Source organism: Acidisoma cellulosilyticum, from assembly GCF_020621385.1.
GTDB classification, from domain to species: Bacteria; Pseudomonadota; Alphaproteobacteria; order Acetobacterales; family Acetobacteraceae; genus Acidisoma; species Acidisoma cellulosilyticum.
Genome location: NZ_JAESVA010000005.1, coordinates 376,553 through 391,231 on the forward strand (window position 1 = coordinate 376,553; position 14,679 = coordinate 391,231).

The following is a 14,679-nucleotide window of genomic DNA, read 5'->3' on the forward strand; positions in this document are numbered from 1 at the left end:
CGGCGGGTGGTGAGCCACTGGCCGTGGCCCGAATCGCCTTTGGATTCGCAAAAATTCCAGAGCCTGTCGGGCGAAACGCTGCAAACCGCAGGGCGCAGAGCCGATCCCCAAGCGAAGAGGGGCTCGAATGTGACAGCCCTCTTGCAGCGTCCGGCAACAGCCGTTAGGAAGACCTCCATCGGAACCGTGGGCGCATAGCTCAGCGGTAGAGCACCACCTTGACACGGTGGGGGTCACAGGTTCAATCCCTGTTGCGCCCACCACGGTTCTGATTAATCCCCCCTTAAAATTCGCTTTAGATTCAACACCGTCCCTGGCACAGCTTGCGGTTGTGATTGGGGTCGAATTCGTATCGCGTTGAAAATATTGTGTATTTTGATGAAACGGGCAGAAGGGACCTGATGATCCTGTTTCGATATGATCACGAATTCGCGATGATTATGAATCAATGCTCAATAATATTGAGTCATCATCCTTCCAATGCACGGGTTTGTCAGCTTTCTTGTCACATTCCTAACGACACATCCTATAGTTGTGCTTATTATTGACGAATACACGTTCCGGTAGCAAAGTCGCTTTGCAACCAGTGGATGTAGACCGATGCGTGTCCTTCTTGTTGATAATGACGCCCAGGCTGCCTCGACGATCCAGCGTGCTTTGAAATCCAACGGTGCGGTGTTGGAGCATGTCGAGACTGGGGAAGAGGCCTTTCAGCTCGCCAAGCGCTACGACTATGACGCGCTGGTGATGGACCTGATGCTGCCCGATACGGACGGGTATGAGGTCATCCGCCGCCTGCGGTGGAGTTCGATCACCGTGCCCATCCTCGTGCTGTCCAGCCTCACGCGGCCCCAGGCGAAGGTGAAGGCCTTCTCCCTCGGCGCGGACGATTTCCTGGCGAGACCCTTCGACGAGTCCGAGCTTAGCGCGCGAATTCAGGCGCTGGTTCGCCGCTCCAAAGGGCTCAGCCATTCCCGTATCTCTCTCGGCCTCACCATGCTGGATATGGAGTCCAATCTCGTCACGGTCAGCGGGCAGACGGTCCATCTGACGGAGAAGGAATACCGCATTCTGGAACTGCTGTTCCTGCGCAGCGGCAGCATCGTCGCCAAGGAATCCTTCCTGAACCATCTTTACGGCGGCAATGACGAGCCTGACATCAAGATCATCGATGTCTTCGTCTGTAAGCTCAGGCGGAAACTGGCGCAGGCCGGGGCGGCGGACGTTATCACCACGGTGTGGGGGCGGGGCTATATCGTGCGGGATGCGGTGGCGACGACGCAGCCGGCCTTGCGGCCGCCGGGGGCAGAGACGGGCGGCCAGGGCATGGCTTTGATCTAGGAAAAGAGCAAGGAAATGCGCGATTTACGCTCCGGCAGCACTGGCGCCGGGGCGTAATGCGTTTTAGTTTGCCGACGACCGCAGGAGAGGTGGCCGAGCGGTTTAAGGCAGCGGTCTTGAAAACCGCCGTACGTGCAAGCGTACCGTGGGTTCGAATCCCACCCTCTCCGCCAGACCCTCCTGACATTGTCGAACATCCGAAAACCCCGCTGACCAGCCGCGCCTGGCCATACCTGTCAGGTGCGATCGGACGCGCCCCAAATCTGTCGCCCGCGGACCCGTTCCGCGGGTCTACCCGCCCAAGCGCCGAAACGCCGGCGAGGCGCGGCCGGCGAGGCGCGGCCAGCCAAGCCCTATCAAAACCTGGCAGACTCTGGAGAGGAATGAAGCGTGATGGATGGCACGTTATGATTTCAGTAAGAAAAATGTGACTGACTCTGGCTGGAAACATCAAAATTCAAACTTTTTTAAGCTCTTCCAAAAAAGACTAATCCATTGGGCAAAACTCATCGACAGACCTAATCATTAGAATGAGAAACCACAAAGTCTCAGGACAGAGATTTTCGACGCATTTAGAAAATCTCTTCAAAAAATCTAGATAATTTTTATGTATAATAAAAATGGGATGAATACTTAGGGCTAGGACCTAATCATCAAGACTAGTCCGATTACAAAACGGTTAAATGCATCCTCAGGGCAAGGTCGATCCGGGGTGAATTCCAGGTCAGATAGGCAGGAATTTCGCGGAAGAAAAGCGCCATTCAATTAAGTTTGGCTCGGCGATTTGGCACTATTTTTAGAAATTTGCAGCCATATTTTGCCAGAAAAATAATTTTATCGGTAAATATATATATATTTTAGAATAATTTTCTATTCACTCATATCTGTCCATTCAGCCTGTCATGTATAGCTTGAACGCTCCGACAAAATTTCGGAGAAATTAACCGAGCAAGAAACGGTTTTTTGTGTGCTGCAGCATGACTTTGCCAATGACGCTCCTGCAGCAAAATCCGATTGACCATACTTTGTTAATCTTATTACGGTGTCGCTAGGGCGATACTTCCTAGGAAAGATGCTTCTGGAAGCGGGAAAGATCGCGAAAATTCGCATTAAGTAAGAATATTGTTTCTTATTCGTTGATTCTCCCTAGAAGTTCTCATTTGCAGGAGTAACGCCCTTGTCTAGCACAACGTCGCCGACAAACGCTGGTGGCATATCCTTCGTTACGACTTACAGCCGTGCCAATCAGGGTGGTCATATTACGAAGGTGGTGATCGATTACACCGCAGGCGGCACAACGACCGCTGTCGATACAGTAACTGCGACGGTTGTCTTGGGTGTTAGCAACCTCACCCTCGCCACAACGGATGGTGCCTCTGTTACTACTCCGCTGATTGCGCTCGGCGCTACGCGATACTATTTCGATCCAACCTCAATCAGCCAAACGTACAATATTACGTCGGTTCTCTCCAGTCTTGAATATGATGTGGCTGGAACCGCCACCATCAATCAGGAAATATCGGCTGCTTCAGGTGAAGTCGTTAATATCTGGGGCGGTGCAGCAACTTATGAGATCGGTGTTGCGAATATTGCTTCCGCACTGACCGTTGATATTGGCTATGGCGGCAGTTTTGCCCTGAGTTCTGCTGGCTTGGGTGGATTGGTCAGCGTTAGCCTTTTGAACGGTTCGTCAATCAATTTTGGCACCAATGGCGGCACCTTCGACACTGGACTCGACAACAGCTTCATTAATGTCAGTTTGCTGACTGGCCTGGATGTTACCGGATTCAAAACCAGTGGTGTTGATTTCATCAACGATCAGGCGATCACTCAGACCATTGCCTCCTACGCAATTGTGACCGACCCTTCCAATGCAGCCGATCAGGTCATCGATTTCTATAATGCCAGTGGCGCGCTCGCGGGCGACTTTGTCGTGGCGGGCAATAACCTCACCAATGGCAATTGGGCGGTCACGAACACCCATGGCGGCCTGATCGTTGAGAGTAGCGGCGCGGGTGGTGTCAAATTCACGCCGGGCGTGCTCTGCTTCCTCGCCGGCACCATGATCGCGACCCCGGACGGTGAGCGCGCAATCGAGACGCTGAAGATGGGCGATCTGGTCTTGACCGCCGAAGGCAATGCCGAGCCTGTCCGCTGGATGGGTATCAGCACCAATTCGGCCGTGGACGGCGATCCGCTGAATGTTCTGCCCATCCGCATCCTTGCCGGTGCATTGGGCGAGGGCATGCCGGTGCGCGACCTGCTGGTCTCCTCCGATCATGCGCTGCTGGTCGACGGGGTGCTGGTTCAGGCCGGCGCCATGGTCAACGGCCTGTCGGTGGTTCGGGAATACGATGTCCCCGAAACCTTCACCTACTACCATGTCGAACTATCCAGCCACGAACTCATCCTCGCGGAAGGCGTTCCGGCTGAGACCTTCGTGGACAATGTCAGCCGCATGGCCTTCGACAATTGGGCCGAGCATGAAGCCCTTTACGGCGAGGAGACGCGGATCGAGGAGATGCTGCTGCCGCGTGCGCAGTCTCAGCGTCAGATGAAGTCCTTCACCCAGCGCCGGCTTATGGCCCGCGCCGAGGCTCTGTTCGGTCAGCCTCTGCCGATCGCCGCCTGATAACCTAGGCCTAAGACCCCTTGTCCATTGGGCAAGGGGTCAGGTTTTGCCTGCTTTATTGCCGTCTTGGACAAAAACGCCTAGCCTTCACATGGCCGTGCTGTGGGGGTGTTGGGCTGTTCAACCTCCTTCCTTGATCCGGCCTTTGGGGCCGCTATGCTGCTTGCGCTTCGTTCCTTTCAGATTCAGGGAAAGCTCGAAGCGGCGGAGCGCAATTTCACACGCATCCTCTCAGCGACACCCCAGCATATTCATGCCCGCATCGGCCTCGGCTATTGCGCCTGGCTGGCGGGGGACCTCGGCCGCGCCGCCCAAGCCTTCGACGAGGCCGCAGCCCTCGATCCGGCGGACGAGGATGCGGTCACGGATTGCGCAACCGCTCTGGCTCAGATCGGCAAACACGCAGCCGCGGATGCGTTCCTCGCGCAAAGACCGCAGACGCCGCGGTTATTGATCGCGCGTGGCACCATCGCCGAGCAACAGGGCGAGGATGATCGCGCGCGGGGCTTCTACCAGGCCGCGCTGGACAGCGAGGAGAAGCCGGGCGAAGCGGCGTTTCAACGTCTGATCACCCTGCATCGCCGGGCCGGACGGTTCGACGCGGCGCTTGCGGTCGCGGAGGGGCTGGCGGCATCGGACAAGCAAAGGGGCGCCACAGCGGCGCAGGCCCGCGGCGCGATCTATCTCGCCATCGGCCGCAGCGATGATGCCATCGATGCTTTTCGTGCTGGCCTGGCGGCTGACCCGGATTCGGAGACCTGCGCGCTTGCCTTGGCGCGGGAATGGCGCCGCCGCGGGCGCCATGAGGATGCAGCCGCTGTGCTCGCTGACCGGCCCGAGACGGTGTCTTTGCTGCTCGAACGGAGCGAACTGGCTCTCGCGATGCGTGACCCGGACGCTGCACGGGGTCATGCGCAGGCGGCGGACCGCCTGCAGCCCAAGCGCCCCGAAGCGCTGGTTCAGCTCTGTCGGATCGAAATCGATCGCGGAGACTATGCGGCGGCGCGGGCGGCGGCTGACCTCATTCCCGGCAAAGGGGCGGAGTTCAAGGCGGTGCATTTGCGCGCTCTGCTCGATATCGCGCGCGCGAGGGAGGATGACAGGGAGGCAGAGGCCGTTCTGTCACAGCTCGTCACGCTGCTGCCCAGCGATGCCCTTATGCGCGTCGAACACGCGCGCGCGCTGCGCAAACTGGGGCAAGGTGTCGCGGCGGCAGCCGAGGTGATGCTGGCCCTTGACTGGGATCCAAGGTCCACCGCCGCGCTCGGCGAGGCCGGAGAGCGGGCGCAAAAAGACGACGACTACGAAACCGCGCGGCATTTCTTTCGCCGCGTGCTCGACATCGCGCCCGATCACATTTTCCACCATCTCCGCCTTGTCCGGCTTCTGCAGACCATGGGCAGCGACGAGGAGATGCAGGCGCTCGAAGCCTGTAACGCGAGATTCGGCGATGTCGCGGATCTGCGGAGCGAGGCTGTCCGTCGCTTGCGCGAGGCGGGCAATCTTGAGGAAGCTTTGGCGGCGGCGGCGGCGGCGACATCCGCCCATCCGGGCAGTTTCGCTCTATGGGTCGATTATCTGGACCTTTCCCTTCGGTTGCGTCCGGTCGCCGAGGTCGAGCGGCTGCTCGCGCGCATACCCGCGCAGAACCGCAGGGAGGAGCTTGTTGTCCTATTGCATCGGGCGCGGCTGGCCATCCGCCTGAACAGGCGTGACGAGGCCCGCCTTATCCTGGAAAAGGGGCTGTTGCAGGACCCCCATAACCGATCCTATCTCAACGAGCTTTTCCTGCTCAGCCTTTGGCGTAACGATGTGGAAGACGCGACCAGGCATCATCTGCACCTTGCAAGTCTGTCCCTGGTCGAACGGCGTATGAACGGCCAGACAATCAACGCATCGCAATCCCATAACGGTCAGATGATCAATGACCTGAAGCTGGATGCGGAGGCGATGGAGGCTTTGCATCAGAGCGAGCACGGCACCAGCCGCGGTCGCATCCGCCGGCTGATGGAGCTTGTGCGGGAACGGCCGGACCATATTCCGACCGCTCAGGCTCTTGTCGTCACGGCCATGGAGGCGGGGCGCTTCGCGCCGCCGCCTCGGGATGCAGCGGCAGCACAGGTGGCGCATGCCCATATCCCGCAGCGCGTCGCGCAATATTGGGATGAGGATCCGCCGCCGGCCGATCTGCGTGCCATTTCTGACAGCTGGCGTCAGATCAATCCGGGCTACGAATATCGGCTCTATAATGACAAGACTGCGCGCGCCTATCTGCAGGAACGGCTGCCTGCCGGCGCATTGCAGGCCTATCTGCGCGCCCGGGACGCAACGACCAGGGCCGATCTTTTCCGTCTGGCGGTGCTGGTGCTGGACGGCGGGATCTGGGCGGATATGGACGACCGTTGCCTGAAGCCGGTCGGCCAATTGTTCAGGCCCGCGGACCTTGCCGTTTTCTGGCAGGAGAGAAGCGGCCATATCTGCAACAATTTCATGGCGGCGGCCCCAAACCATCCGATCCTGCGCCGCGCCCTTGTGACCGCTGTCACGGCGATCAATCGCGGGGATCATGACAAGGTCTGGATGCTGACCGGACCGGGTCTGATCACGCGGTCTTTTGCGCAGGAGATGGCAGCGTCCGGAGAATTGTGGTCATCCTGGCTCGGTCAGGTCAATGTCATCGGCGAATTCGATCTTTGGCCTGTCGTCGGCATGCATTGTGCGGCGCTCTATAAGCGGCAGGGCCGTCACTGGCACAAGGAAGCCTTTCAGCAGGCGAAGCCGAGGCCGGGTGCCCGGGCAATCGCCGATGCCGGCGATCTCGACGGCACCCCCCGGTCCCCGACATCCGCCGTCGCCAGTGCGCCGTCGGATCAGCCGAGCTTGGCGGCCGCTTCGGCCTCGGACTGACGCGGACCTCTGCTCACAGGATCGGATGATGTCAGCTTAGGCTGACATCCTGAAGTCCGTCAGGTTTAGGTGGAAACGCCCCAAAATCTGTCCTGCGCGGGCCTGGCCGGCCGCACCCCGACCCGCGCATCTACCCGACGCAGCAAGCAATCGGCCGGCTGGGCGCCGCGGCGGGTAGGTCCGGGGCGCGTAGCCCGCGCAACAAGTGCGCGGATGACAAATTATCTATTAAAACCTGACAGACTCTAGGTCCGAGGCGCGCAGCCCGCGTAACAAGTGCGTGGATGACGCATTATCTATTAAAATCAAGCAGGCTCTAATAATAAAATATTATCATAATGAAATAAGAACAAAACAATAAAATGTTTGAAATTTAAAAATTCGTTAATCAATCTTTTTATTTAAAGCTATCTTTCAGTATTGGTTGCGTTGAAAACAATTGATCTAGCATTTGTTATTATGGACAGGTTTTTTTTGATCGGCTATTGCACGAGATCAAGAAAGAGGGAGCGTTCTCCGTGCTTCAGACGGACATGCAGCGGCGCCTCGTGGCTGAATTCATCGGCACTTTCTGGCTCGTCTTCGGAGGTTGCGGTGCCGCAATTTTTTCGGCGGCCTTTCCCCAGCTCGGCATCGGCTTCGTGGGCGTCGCCTTCGCCTTCGGATTGACGGTCCTCAGCATGGCCTATGCCGTCGGGCATATTTCCGGTGGCCATTTCAACCCTGCGGTGACGCTCGGCCTGTGGTCGGCGGGACGTTGCGCCAACAAGCATGTGCTGCCCTATGTCATTGTGCAGGTCGTCGCCGCGATCGTCGCTGCGGCAGCGCTTTATCTCATCGCGTCCGGTAAGCCGGGCTGGGTGCCGGGCGGTTTCGCGGCCAACGGCTACGGCGCGCTCAGCCCCGGAAAATTCGGCATGGCGTCCTGCTTCTTTGCGGAATTCCTGCTGACCTTCTTCTTTCTGATGATCATCATCGGCACGACGTCCAAAGGGGCAGCCAGCGGTTTCGCAGGCATCCCGATCGGACTGGCGCTGACGCTCATCCACCTGATTTCGATCCCGATCACCAATACCTCGGTCAATCCCGCGCGCAGCACCGGCCCGGCTTTGTTCGCGGGCGGTGCCTATACGGCGCAGCTTTGGCTGTTCTGGCTGGCACCGATCCTGGGAGCGCTGGCGGCGGGTGCCCTGGCACGCGTTCTCTGGGAACCGATGACCATCACCGAGACGGTCATCATCGAGGAAAGCCGCGTGGCCTAGAGCATATCCCGGTCAGATGGAATCATCTGTCCGGGTGAAGATGCTCGCAAAACAATAAACTAGAGCGGCACCTGTGAGCATAAGCGAACAGGAAACGCTCTAGGGCAGCATCTGCTCAGCCTTACACCTCCGTCGGATAATCCGTGCTCAGCGTTACGGCCTCCCAGGTGTCGATTTCCGCGTTCACATCGGCCAGTTTCGCCCGCGCGCGGCGCAGCGCGTCCGACCCCAGCAGCAGATGCAGCGGCGGCGCGGCACTATCGACCAAAGCGATGATCGCCATCGCCGCGCGGTCCGGGTCGCCGATCTGCTTTCCGGCCATGCCGTCCATATAGGCCAGCGCCTTGCCGACGGTCGGGGCATAGGCGTCCGCGACATCGGATTTGCTGCGGCGGATCGAATGATCGGACAGGAAATCCGTGCGGAAACCGCCGGGTGCCACGGCCGTCACCGTAAGTCCGAACGGCGCCACTTCCTGTGCCAGCGCCGCCGACAATCCCTCCATGGCGAATTTGGTCGCGGCGTAGAGCGCGGAGGAGGCCATGGGCGCGCGGCCGGCGATGGAGGTCACATTGATGATATGCCCGGCACCTTGCGCGCGCAGGCGCGGCAATGCCGCGCGGATGAGCTGGAACGGCCCGAAGACATTGACGGCGAACAGCCGCGCCACTTCCGCGTCGCTCGCTTCCTCGGCAGCGCCCAGCAACCCGTAGCCGGCATTATTGACGATGACGTCGATACGCCCGGTCAGCGCGAAAGCCCGCGTCACAGTCTCGGTGACGGATGTCGCATCGGTGATTTCCAGCGGCAGAATATGCAGCTGGCCCTGGCCGACCGCGATATCGGGCTGCCCCTCGCGCACCGTGCCGATCACGGTATCGCCGCGCGCCAGCGCCGCCTCGGCCATTGCCTTGCCCAAGCCCCGGCCGATGCCGGTGATAAGCCATGTCGTCATGATCTTTCTCCTTGAAGACAAGGAGAGACATAGACCCATGCCGAGACAGGATAATCCGCGATCTGCTACAGGGGTTGCTTAGCTACACTTACTAATGCCGGAGAGGCCGATGGTACAGCCCGCCGATTACGGAGCCTTGCGCGCTTTTGCGGCGGTGGCTGAGACGCTGAGCTTCGCGCGCGCGGCCGAAACCCTGGGCGTGTCATCCTCGGCGCTCAGCCAGACCATCCGCGGTTTGGAGGATCGCGTCGGTGCGCGGTTGCTGAACCGCACCACGCGCAGCGTGTCGCTGACCGAGGCCGGCACGAATCTGTTGCATGAGGCGCGGCCGGCGATTGACGCCCTGGCGGCTGCTTTCGGGCGAGCCCGGCACAGTGAGGGCCGCCCGGCGGGTGTCGTGAAAATTCTGTCTTTCCGGATCGCCGCCGACATCTTTCTTCTGCCCATGCTTGCCCGCTTCCAGCAGAATTTTCCCGCTGTCGTGCTGGACATCACGCTGGATGACGCGGTGGTCGATCTCGTCGCCGCCGGTTTCGATGCCGGCATCCGCGTGGGGGAGGTGATCGAGCGTGATATGGTGGCGGTGAAGCTGGGCGACGCGATCCGTCAGATCGCGGTTGCCTCGCCCGCCTATATCGCGGAATGCGGCGCGCCGGACAGCCCGGCCGATCTGCTGCATCACCGCTGCATCAACTGGCGCTGGCCGGGAAAGACCACGCTCTATGAATGGGAATTCTGCGAGAATGACCGCTGGTTCTCGGTCGCGGTCGATGGCCCGCTGATCGTCAATAGCCGCGCCTTCGCGGTGCAGGCGGCAGCAAACGGCGTCGGCATTGCCTTCGTAAAGGATTCCGACGCCGCCGGGTTGATCGCCGAAGGGACGCTGGTGCCGTTGCTGGAGCAATGGTCGGCGCCCTTCGAGGGTTTCTATCTCTGCTATCCCCAGCAACGGCATATGGCGCCCGCGATACGCGCCTTCATCGACGCGCTGACAGCATCGGTGAAGGCAGGCTCTCAGCCCTTGGCCCAGTAAAGGGCCGCGTCGGCCGCGAAGGCGGCGTAGGATCGCGGCGCATGGCCCAGCAGGGTCGTCAGCCGCGCGATGCTATCGGGCGAGGCGACGGCGCCATCCGCCTGATAGCGGGCGAACATCAGCCGCAGATCCAGCGCGTGCCAGGCGGGCAGCATGCCCTTCATGCGCTGTTCCATGACCGCCAGGTCATCGCCGCCATAGCGGATCGTGCGACCCAATACCTTGGTCCAGATCGCCGCGATGGCCTCCCCGGTCAGGCTGTCCGGCCCGACGAGGTCGTAGACCTCGCGGCCAAGCGGTGCGGCTGACTGGTCAAGCCGCGCAAGCTCGATCGCCGCTGCCTCGGCGATATCGCGGATATCGACCATGGAAACGCCCTTGGCACCGATGGGTGAGCCATAGGCGCCGGCCTTCAGCAGCACGTCCTTCTCGCGCAGATCGTTCTGGATGAAATAGGCCGGGCGCAGGATCGTGGCCGGCATATCCAGCGCTGCGATCATCCGTTCCACCGTGAATTTGCCGGCGAAATGCGGCACATCGGCATAGTCCTCGCCCTTCATGACCGACAGATAGACGACGCCCGTGACGCCGGCTTCCCGCGCGACCGTCAGCGCCAGCATGGCCTGGGTCAGTTCGTCCGCCACATTGGGCGCGAGCAGGAACAGGGTACTGATTCCGGTCATCGCCGCGCGCAGGCTATCGACATCCGCCAGATCGCCGCGCAGGGCGGTGACGCCAGCGGGCAGTGTCGCGTTGTCCGGCGAGCGGGTCAGTGCCCGAACCTCGCGATTGAAGGGCTGCAGGGCGGCCAGAACCTGGGTGCCAATGGTGCCGGTGCTGCCGGTGACAAGAATGGTCATTCTTTCTCTCCTGATGATGGGGCGGGCATTGCTGCTTGCCTGGGGAAACAAATAATCGTTCCGGTTTTCAGAAGAAGACGCCAGGATAGAGACAACACGTCTCAAAAACGGAACACGGTAATGAACCTCGAAGCCCTGACCGACTTCAATCTGGTCGCCAGCCATGGCGGTTTCGGCCGCGCCAGCCGCGTCTCCGGCCGGTCCAAGGCGACGCTGTCGCGCCGGGTGGCGGAACTGGAGCAGAGCCTGGGCGTGCGGCTGATCGATCGCGGGTCCCATAGCCTGCGCCTGACCGACGAAGGCCGCAGCCTGCATGACCGGACGGATGGGCTGCTGTCGGAGATTGCGGAGGCGGGTGAGGCGGTGGTGCTGGGCGCCGCCACGCCGCGCGGCCGGTTGCGGGTCAGCGCGCCGGTCGTCTTCGCCCATGTCGTGCTCGGGCGGATCGCCGCCCGCTTCGCTTTGACCTATCCGGACGTGCAGCTTGAGATCGTGGCTGAGGACCGCAAGGTCGATCCGGTGGAGGACGGCTTTGACCTCATCATCCGGATCGATCCGTCAGCGGATGAGCAGTTGGTCGGCCGGCGCTTTCTGTATGATGAGCGGTTTGTCGTTGCGCCCCCGGATATGGCGATGCCGGAGGGTGACGGCTCTGTAGTCAGGGCCGTGCTGCTATCCGCCAGCCCGCCGGGCCAGGTCTGGCGTCTGGCCAAGGGCGAGGGCAGGGAGGTCGCGCTCACGCCGCAGCCGATCCTGCGTCTGTCATCCCTGCTGATGGTGCGGGAGGCCGTTCTGGCCGGCGCCGGGGCCGCTTTGCTGCCGAAACTGCTGGTGGCGGATGATATCGCGGCCGGCAGGCTGGTCTTATGGGGCGTGCATGCCGGGCCGCCGGTCGAAATCTGGGCTTTGCAAAGCGCCCGCCGGCTGATCGGCGCCAAGGTCCGCGCCTTCCTCGATATCCTCGACAGGTCCTTCCCCGAGCGGATTGTCACACCTGCATCGTGAAGGTCATCTACACAGTTTAACTTTGAAGTTTACCTTCGTATCGGCTAAATATTGTCCATGAACGGTACCGATCCCCAAACCTTGCTGGCCGCTACCCTGGCCAGCGACCTCCGCGCCATTGCCAGCAAGCTGAAGCGCCGCTTGCGCGAACAGGCGGGGACAGGGGATCTGACTCAATCCCAGATTGCGGTGCTGCTGCGTCTGGAGAAGGACGGGCCCGCGACCACCTCCACACTCGCGCGGGCGGAGGGGATGCGTCCGCAATCCATGGGCGCGGCCATCGCGCCGATGGAAGCGGCCGGCCTTTTGGACGCCAAGCCGGACCCGCATGACGGGCGGCAGACCATCCTGTCGCTGTCGGATGCCTGTCGCACCATGATCCGGGAGGGCCGGGCGGCCCGGCAGGATTGGCTGACGCGCAAGATTGCGGCGCAGCTGTCACCCGATGAGCAGACCACGTTGGCGACGGCCGTCCACCTGCTCAAACGCCTCGTCGAAGACTGATCCCGTAAAACCAAGGGAAGGAGCGACAGATGCCTGTCACGACCCTGGATAAACAGACCGCTCTTATCCTCATCGATCTGCAGAAAGGCATTGTCGGACTTCCGTTGCTGCATCCGATCGACGGCATTTTGGCGAAGGCGCGTCTGCTGGCCGATGCGTTCCGGGCAAAGGGCTTGCCGGTCGTGCTGGTCAATGTCGATGGCAGCGCACCGGGACGGACCGAACGGGCGCGTCCGGAGCAAAACTGGCCCGAAGGCTGGACCGATTTCGTGCCGGAGATCGACCGGCGCCCGAGCGATATCGTGGTGACGAAACAGACCTGGGGCGCTTTCGCCAGCACGGATCTTGACGCGCGGCTCAAGCGCCTCGGTGTCACGCAGGTCGTCATCCTGGGGATCGCGACCGGTGGCGGTGTCGAGTCAACGGCGCGTCAGGCCTATGAGCAGGGTTTCCATGTCACGCTTGCCATCGACGCCATGACCGACCGGCGCGCGGAAGCGCATGACTATTGCCTTGCCCATGTTTTTCCTCGGCTGGGTGAGACCGGCACCACGCAGGCGATCATCGACCTGCTCGATACAAGGAATGCGTCATGATCGGCGGCCATTTTCTGCTGACCTATTTCTTCGGCGGCGCCTTTCTGGCCAATGCTGTGCCGCATACGGTCGCCGGCATGATGGGCCGGCCGTTTCAAAGCCCTTTCGCCAAGCCGCGCGGTGAGGGGTTTTCGTCCTCCACCGTCAATGTCCTCTGGGGCTTTTTCAATCTCATCATCGCCTATCTGCTGATCTGCCGTGTGGGGCAATTCGATCTGCGCAGCACGGCCGATGTGGTGGCGCTCGCGCTCGGGATGCTTGCCTTGTCACTATTCGCCGCCCGGCATTTCGGCCGCTTCAACGGCGGCAATAGGCCCGAGCGCGCGTGAGCGATACCGCGCCCGGCGGCACCTTCCGGTCGCTCAGGGTCTATAATTACCGCGTCTGGGCCGGCGGTGCCGTCGTCTCCAATATCGGCACATGGATGCAGCGCACGGCGCAGGATTGGCTGGTGCTGACGCAATTGACGCATCACAATGCCGCGGCCGTCGGTATCGTCATGGGGCTGCAATTCGGCCCGCAGCTGTTGTGGCTGCCTTGGACCGGCTCCGCCGCCGATCGCTTCGACAAACGTCGGCTGCTGATGCTGACCCAGGCGGTGATGGGTTTTCTGGCCCTGGTGCTTGGTCTGCTGACCGTCACAGGCCAAGTCCGGCTATGGCAGGTCGATGTCTTTGCCTTTCTGTCCGGCACGGCGGCCGCCTTCGATGCGCCGGCAAGACAGACCTTTGTCGGTGAATTGGTGGGGGAGCGCGATCTGTCGAACGCGGTCTCGCTCAACTCCACCTCCTTCAACGGCGCGCGGATGGTGGGGCCGGCTTTGGCCGGCGTCATCATCGCATCCGTTGGCACCGGCTGGGCTTTCCTGCTCAACGGGTTGTCGTTCATCGGCGTGCTATTCTCGCTGACGCTGCTGCGTGTCGGCGATTTGCACGGACAGGCGCGGGCGGGACGGGGAAAGGGCAGTTTCGCCGAAGGGGTGCGCTATGCCTGGAACCGGCCGGATCTGCGGGCGATCCTGATCATGCTGTCGTTGATCGGCACCTTCGGGCTGAATTTCCCGATCTTCATCTCAACCATGGCGGTCCGCGTCTTCCACGCCGATGCCGGCGGCTACGGCATGCTGTCCTCCATCATGGCGGTCGGCACCATGAGCGGCGCGTTGTTCGGCGCCAGCCGCGGCCGGGTCCGCTTTCGCTCGCTGCTGTTCGGCACGGCGATTTTCGGTGCCGGTTGCCTGGCTGCGGCCGTCTCGCCCGGGTATTGGTTTTTCGCGGCGGCCCTTGTCGTCATCGGCGTCGCGGCCTTGATCGTGACCAACGCCACCAATAGCCTGATGCAGCTCTCCACCGAACCCGCCATGCGCGGCCGCGTGATGGCATTGCGCATTGGTATCGCGCTCGGCGGCACCTTTGTCGGTGCGCCAATGGTCGGTTGGGTCGCCGACAATTGGGGGCCGCGCTGGGCCATGGGCGTGGGGGCTGCCTCAGGCTTCGCCGCCGCGATGGTCGTGGCCTATGCCATGCTCCGCCGAATGCATCATGGGCTGACCGGCCCCGCCGTTTAGGGCTGGTGCGCCGCAGG

General features: G+C 61.3%; 12 protein-coding genes and 2 tRNA genes. 12 read left to right on the forward strand and 2 right to left on the reverse strand.

The annotated features are described in order from the left end of the window. The first annotated feature begins 188 nt into the window (after positions 1 to 188). From ACELLULO517_RS16680 to aqpZ, 6 genes are all read left to right on the forward strand, one after another. Positions 189 to 263: transfer RNA gene (locus ACELLULO517_RS16680), tRNA-Val, on the forward strand. 337 nt (positions 264 to 600) lie between these two features. Next, complete coding sequence (locus ACELLULO517_RS16685; RefSeq protein ID WP_227308533.1) at positions 601 to 1,341, forward strand: response regulator transcription factor; 741 nt, start codon at positions 601 to 603, stop codon at positions 1,339 to 1,341. A gap of 83 nt (positions 1,342 to 1,424) precedes the next feature. Continuing rightward, positions 1,425 to 1,514, forward strand: a tRNA-Ser gene (locus ACELLULO517_RS16690). A gap of 1,004 nt (positions 1,515 to 2,518) precedes the next feature. Next, complete coding sequence (locus ACELLULO517_RS16695) at positions 2,519 to 3,973, forward strand: Hint domain-containing protein (RefSeq protein WP_227308534.1); 1,455 nt, start codon at positions 2,519 to 2,521, stop codon at positions 3,971 to 3,973. A 156-nt stretch (positions 3,974 to 4,129) separates the two neighbouring features. After that, positions 4,130 to 6,880: a tetratricopeptide repeat protein gene (locus ACELLULO517_RS16700; protein WP_227308535.1), complete on the forward strand. Its 2,751-nt coding sequence runs from the start codon at positions 4,130 to 4,132 to the stop codon at positions 6,878 to 6,880. A gap of 518 nt (positions 6,881 to 7,398) precedes the next feature. Then, a complete protein-coding gene (gene aqpZ, locus ACELLULO517_RS16705) occupies positions 7,399 to 8,142 on the forward strand; it encodes an aquaporin Z (protein WP_227308536.1) in 744 nt (247 codons plus the stop codon). Between the two features lie 121 nt (positions 8,143 to 8,263). On the opposite strand, the gene ACELLULO517_RS16710 is transcribed toward aqpZ, so the two are convergent. Then, a complete protein-coding gene (locus ACELLULO517_RS16710) occupies positions 8,264 to 9,097 on the reverse strand; it encodes an oxidoreductase (RefSeq protein ID WP_227308537.1) in 834 nt (277 codons plus the stop codon). A gap of 109 nt (positions 9,098 to 9,206) precedes the next feature. Between ACELLULO517_RS16710 and ACELLULO517_RS16715 the strand changes: the two genes are divergently transcribed. Next, positions 9,207 to 10,130, forward strand: coding sequence for a LysR family transcriptional regulator (locus ACELLULO517_RS16715; protein ID WP_227308538.1), 924 nt, complete (start codon positions 9,207 to 9,209; stop codon positions 10,128 to 10,130). Here the strand turns inward: ACELLULO517_RS16715 and ACELLULO517_RS16720 are convergent. Beyond that, positions 10,112 to 10,990, reverse strand: a complete 879-nt coding sequence (locus ACELLULO517_RS16720; protein ID WP_227308539.1) for an NmrA family NAD(P)-binding protein — start codon at positions 10,988 to 10,990, stop codon at positions 10,112 to 10,114. The two genes, ACELLULO517_RS16715 and ACELLULO517_RS16720, sit on opposite strands and share 19 nt — an antisense overlap. A 120-nt stretch (positions 10,991 to 11,110) precedes the next feature. Between ACELLULO517_RS16720 and ACELLULO517_RS16725 the strand changes: the two genes are divergently transcribed. The 5 genes from ACELLULO517_RS16725 to ACELLULO517_RS16745 are packed head-to-tail and all read left to right on the forward strand — an operon-like array spanning position 11,111 to position 14,662. After that, a complete protein-coding gene (locus ACELLULO517_RS16725) occupies positions 11,111 to 11,995 on the forward strand; it encodes a LysR family transcriptional regulator (RefSeq protein ID WP_227308540.1) in 885 nt (294 codons plus the stop codon). Between the two features lie 57 nt (positions 11,996 to 12,052). After that, positions 12,053 to 12,499: a MarR family winged helix-turn-helix transcriptional regulator gene (locus ACELLULO517_RS16730; RefSeq protein ID WP_227308541.1), complete on the forward strand. Its 447-nt coding sequence runs from the start codon at positions 12,053 to 12,055 to the stop codon at positions 12,497 to 12,499. A 29-nt stretch (positions 12,500 to 12,528) separates the two neighbouring features. Then, a complete protein-coding gene (locus ACELLULO517_RS16735) occupies positions 12,529 to 13,095 on the forward strand; it encodes an isochorismatase family protein (protein ID WP_227308542.1) in 567 nt (188 codons plus the stop codon). Next, positions 13,092 to 13,424, forward strand: coding sequence for a hypothetical protein (locus tag ACELLULO517_RS16740; protein ID WP_227308543.1), 333 nt, complete (start codon positions 13,092 to 13,094; stop codon positions 13,422 to 13,424). Before ACELLULO517_RS16735 ends, ACELLULO517_RS16740 begins: the two co-directional genes overlap by 4 nt. Further along, the gene (locus ACELLULO517_RS16745; protein ID WP_227308544.1) at positions 13,421 to 14,662 is read left to right on the forward strand and encodes an MFS transporter; all 1,242 of its coding nucleotides are present in this window, start codon (positions 13,421 to 13,423) and stop codon (positions 14,660 to 14,662) included. The genes ACELLULO517_RS16740 and ACELLULO517_RS16745 overlap by 4 nt, the downstream gene beginning before the upstream one ends. Positions 14,663 to 14,679: the final 17 nt, after the last annotated feature.

Coding starts and splice junctions, on each gene's coding strand:
- ACELLULO517_RS16725 (WP_227308540.1), top strand. CDS start 11,111: ATGAACCTCGAAGCCCTGACCGACTTCAATCTGGTCGCCAGCCATGGC.
- ACELLULO517_RS16735 (WP_227308542.1), top strand. CDS start 12,529: ATGCCTGTCACGACCCTGGATAAACAGACCGCTCTTATCCTCATCGAT.
- ACELLULO517_RS16740 (WP_227308543.1), top strand. CDS start 13,092: ATGATCGGCGGCCATTTTCTGCTGACCTATTTCTTCGGCGGCGCCTTT.
- ACELLULO517_RS16710 (WP_227308537.1), bottom strand. CDS start 9,097: ATGACGACATGGCTTATCACCGGCATCGGCCGGGGCTTGGGCAAGGCA.
- ACELLULO517_RS16685 (WP_227308533.1), top strand. CDS start 601: ATGCGTGTCCTTCTTGTTGATAATGACGCCCAGGCTGCCTCGACGATC.
- ACELLULO517_RS16700 (WP_227308535.1), top strand. CDS start 4,130: ATGCTGCTTGCGCTTCGTTCCTTTCAGATTCAGGGAAAGCTCGAAGCG.
- ACELLULO517_RS16730 (WP_227308541.1), top strand. CDS start 12,053: ATGAACGGTACCGATCCCCAAACCTTGCTGGCCGCTACCCTGGCCAGC.
- ACELLULO517_RS16720 (WP_227308539.1), bottom strand. CDS start 10,990: ATGACCATTCTTGTCACCGGCAGCACCGGCACCATTGGCACCCAGGTT.
- ACELLULO517_RS16715 (WP_227308538.1), top strand. CDS start 9,207: ATGGTACAGCCCGCCGATTACGGAGCCTTGCGCGCTTTTGCGGCGGTG.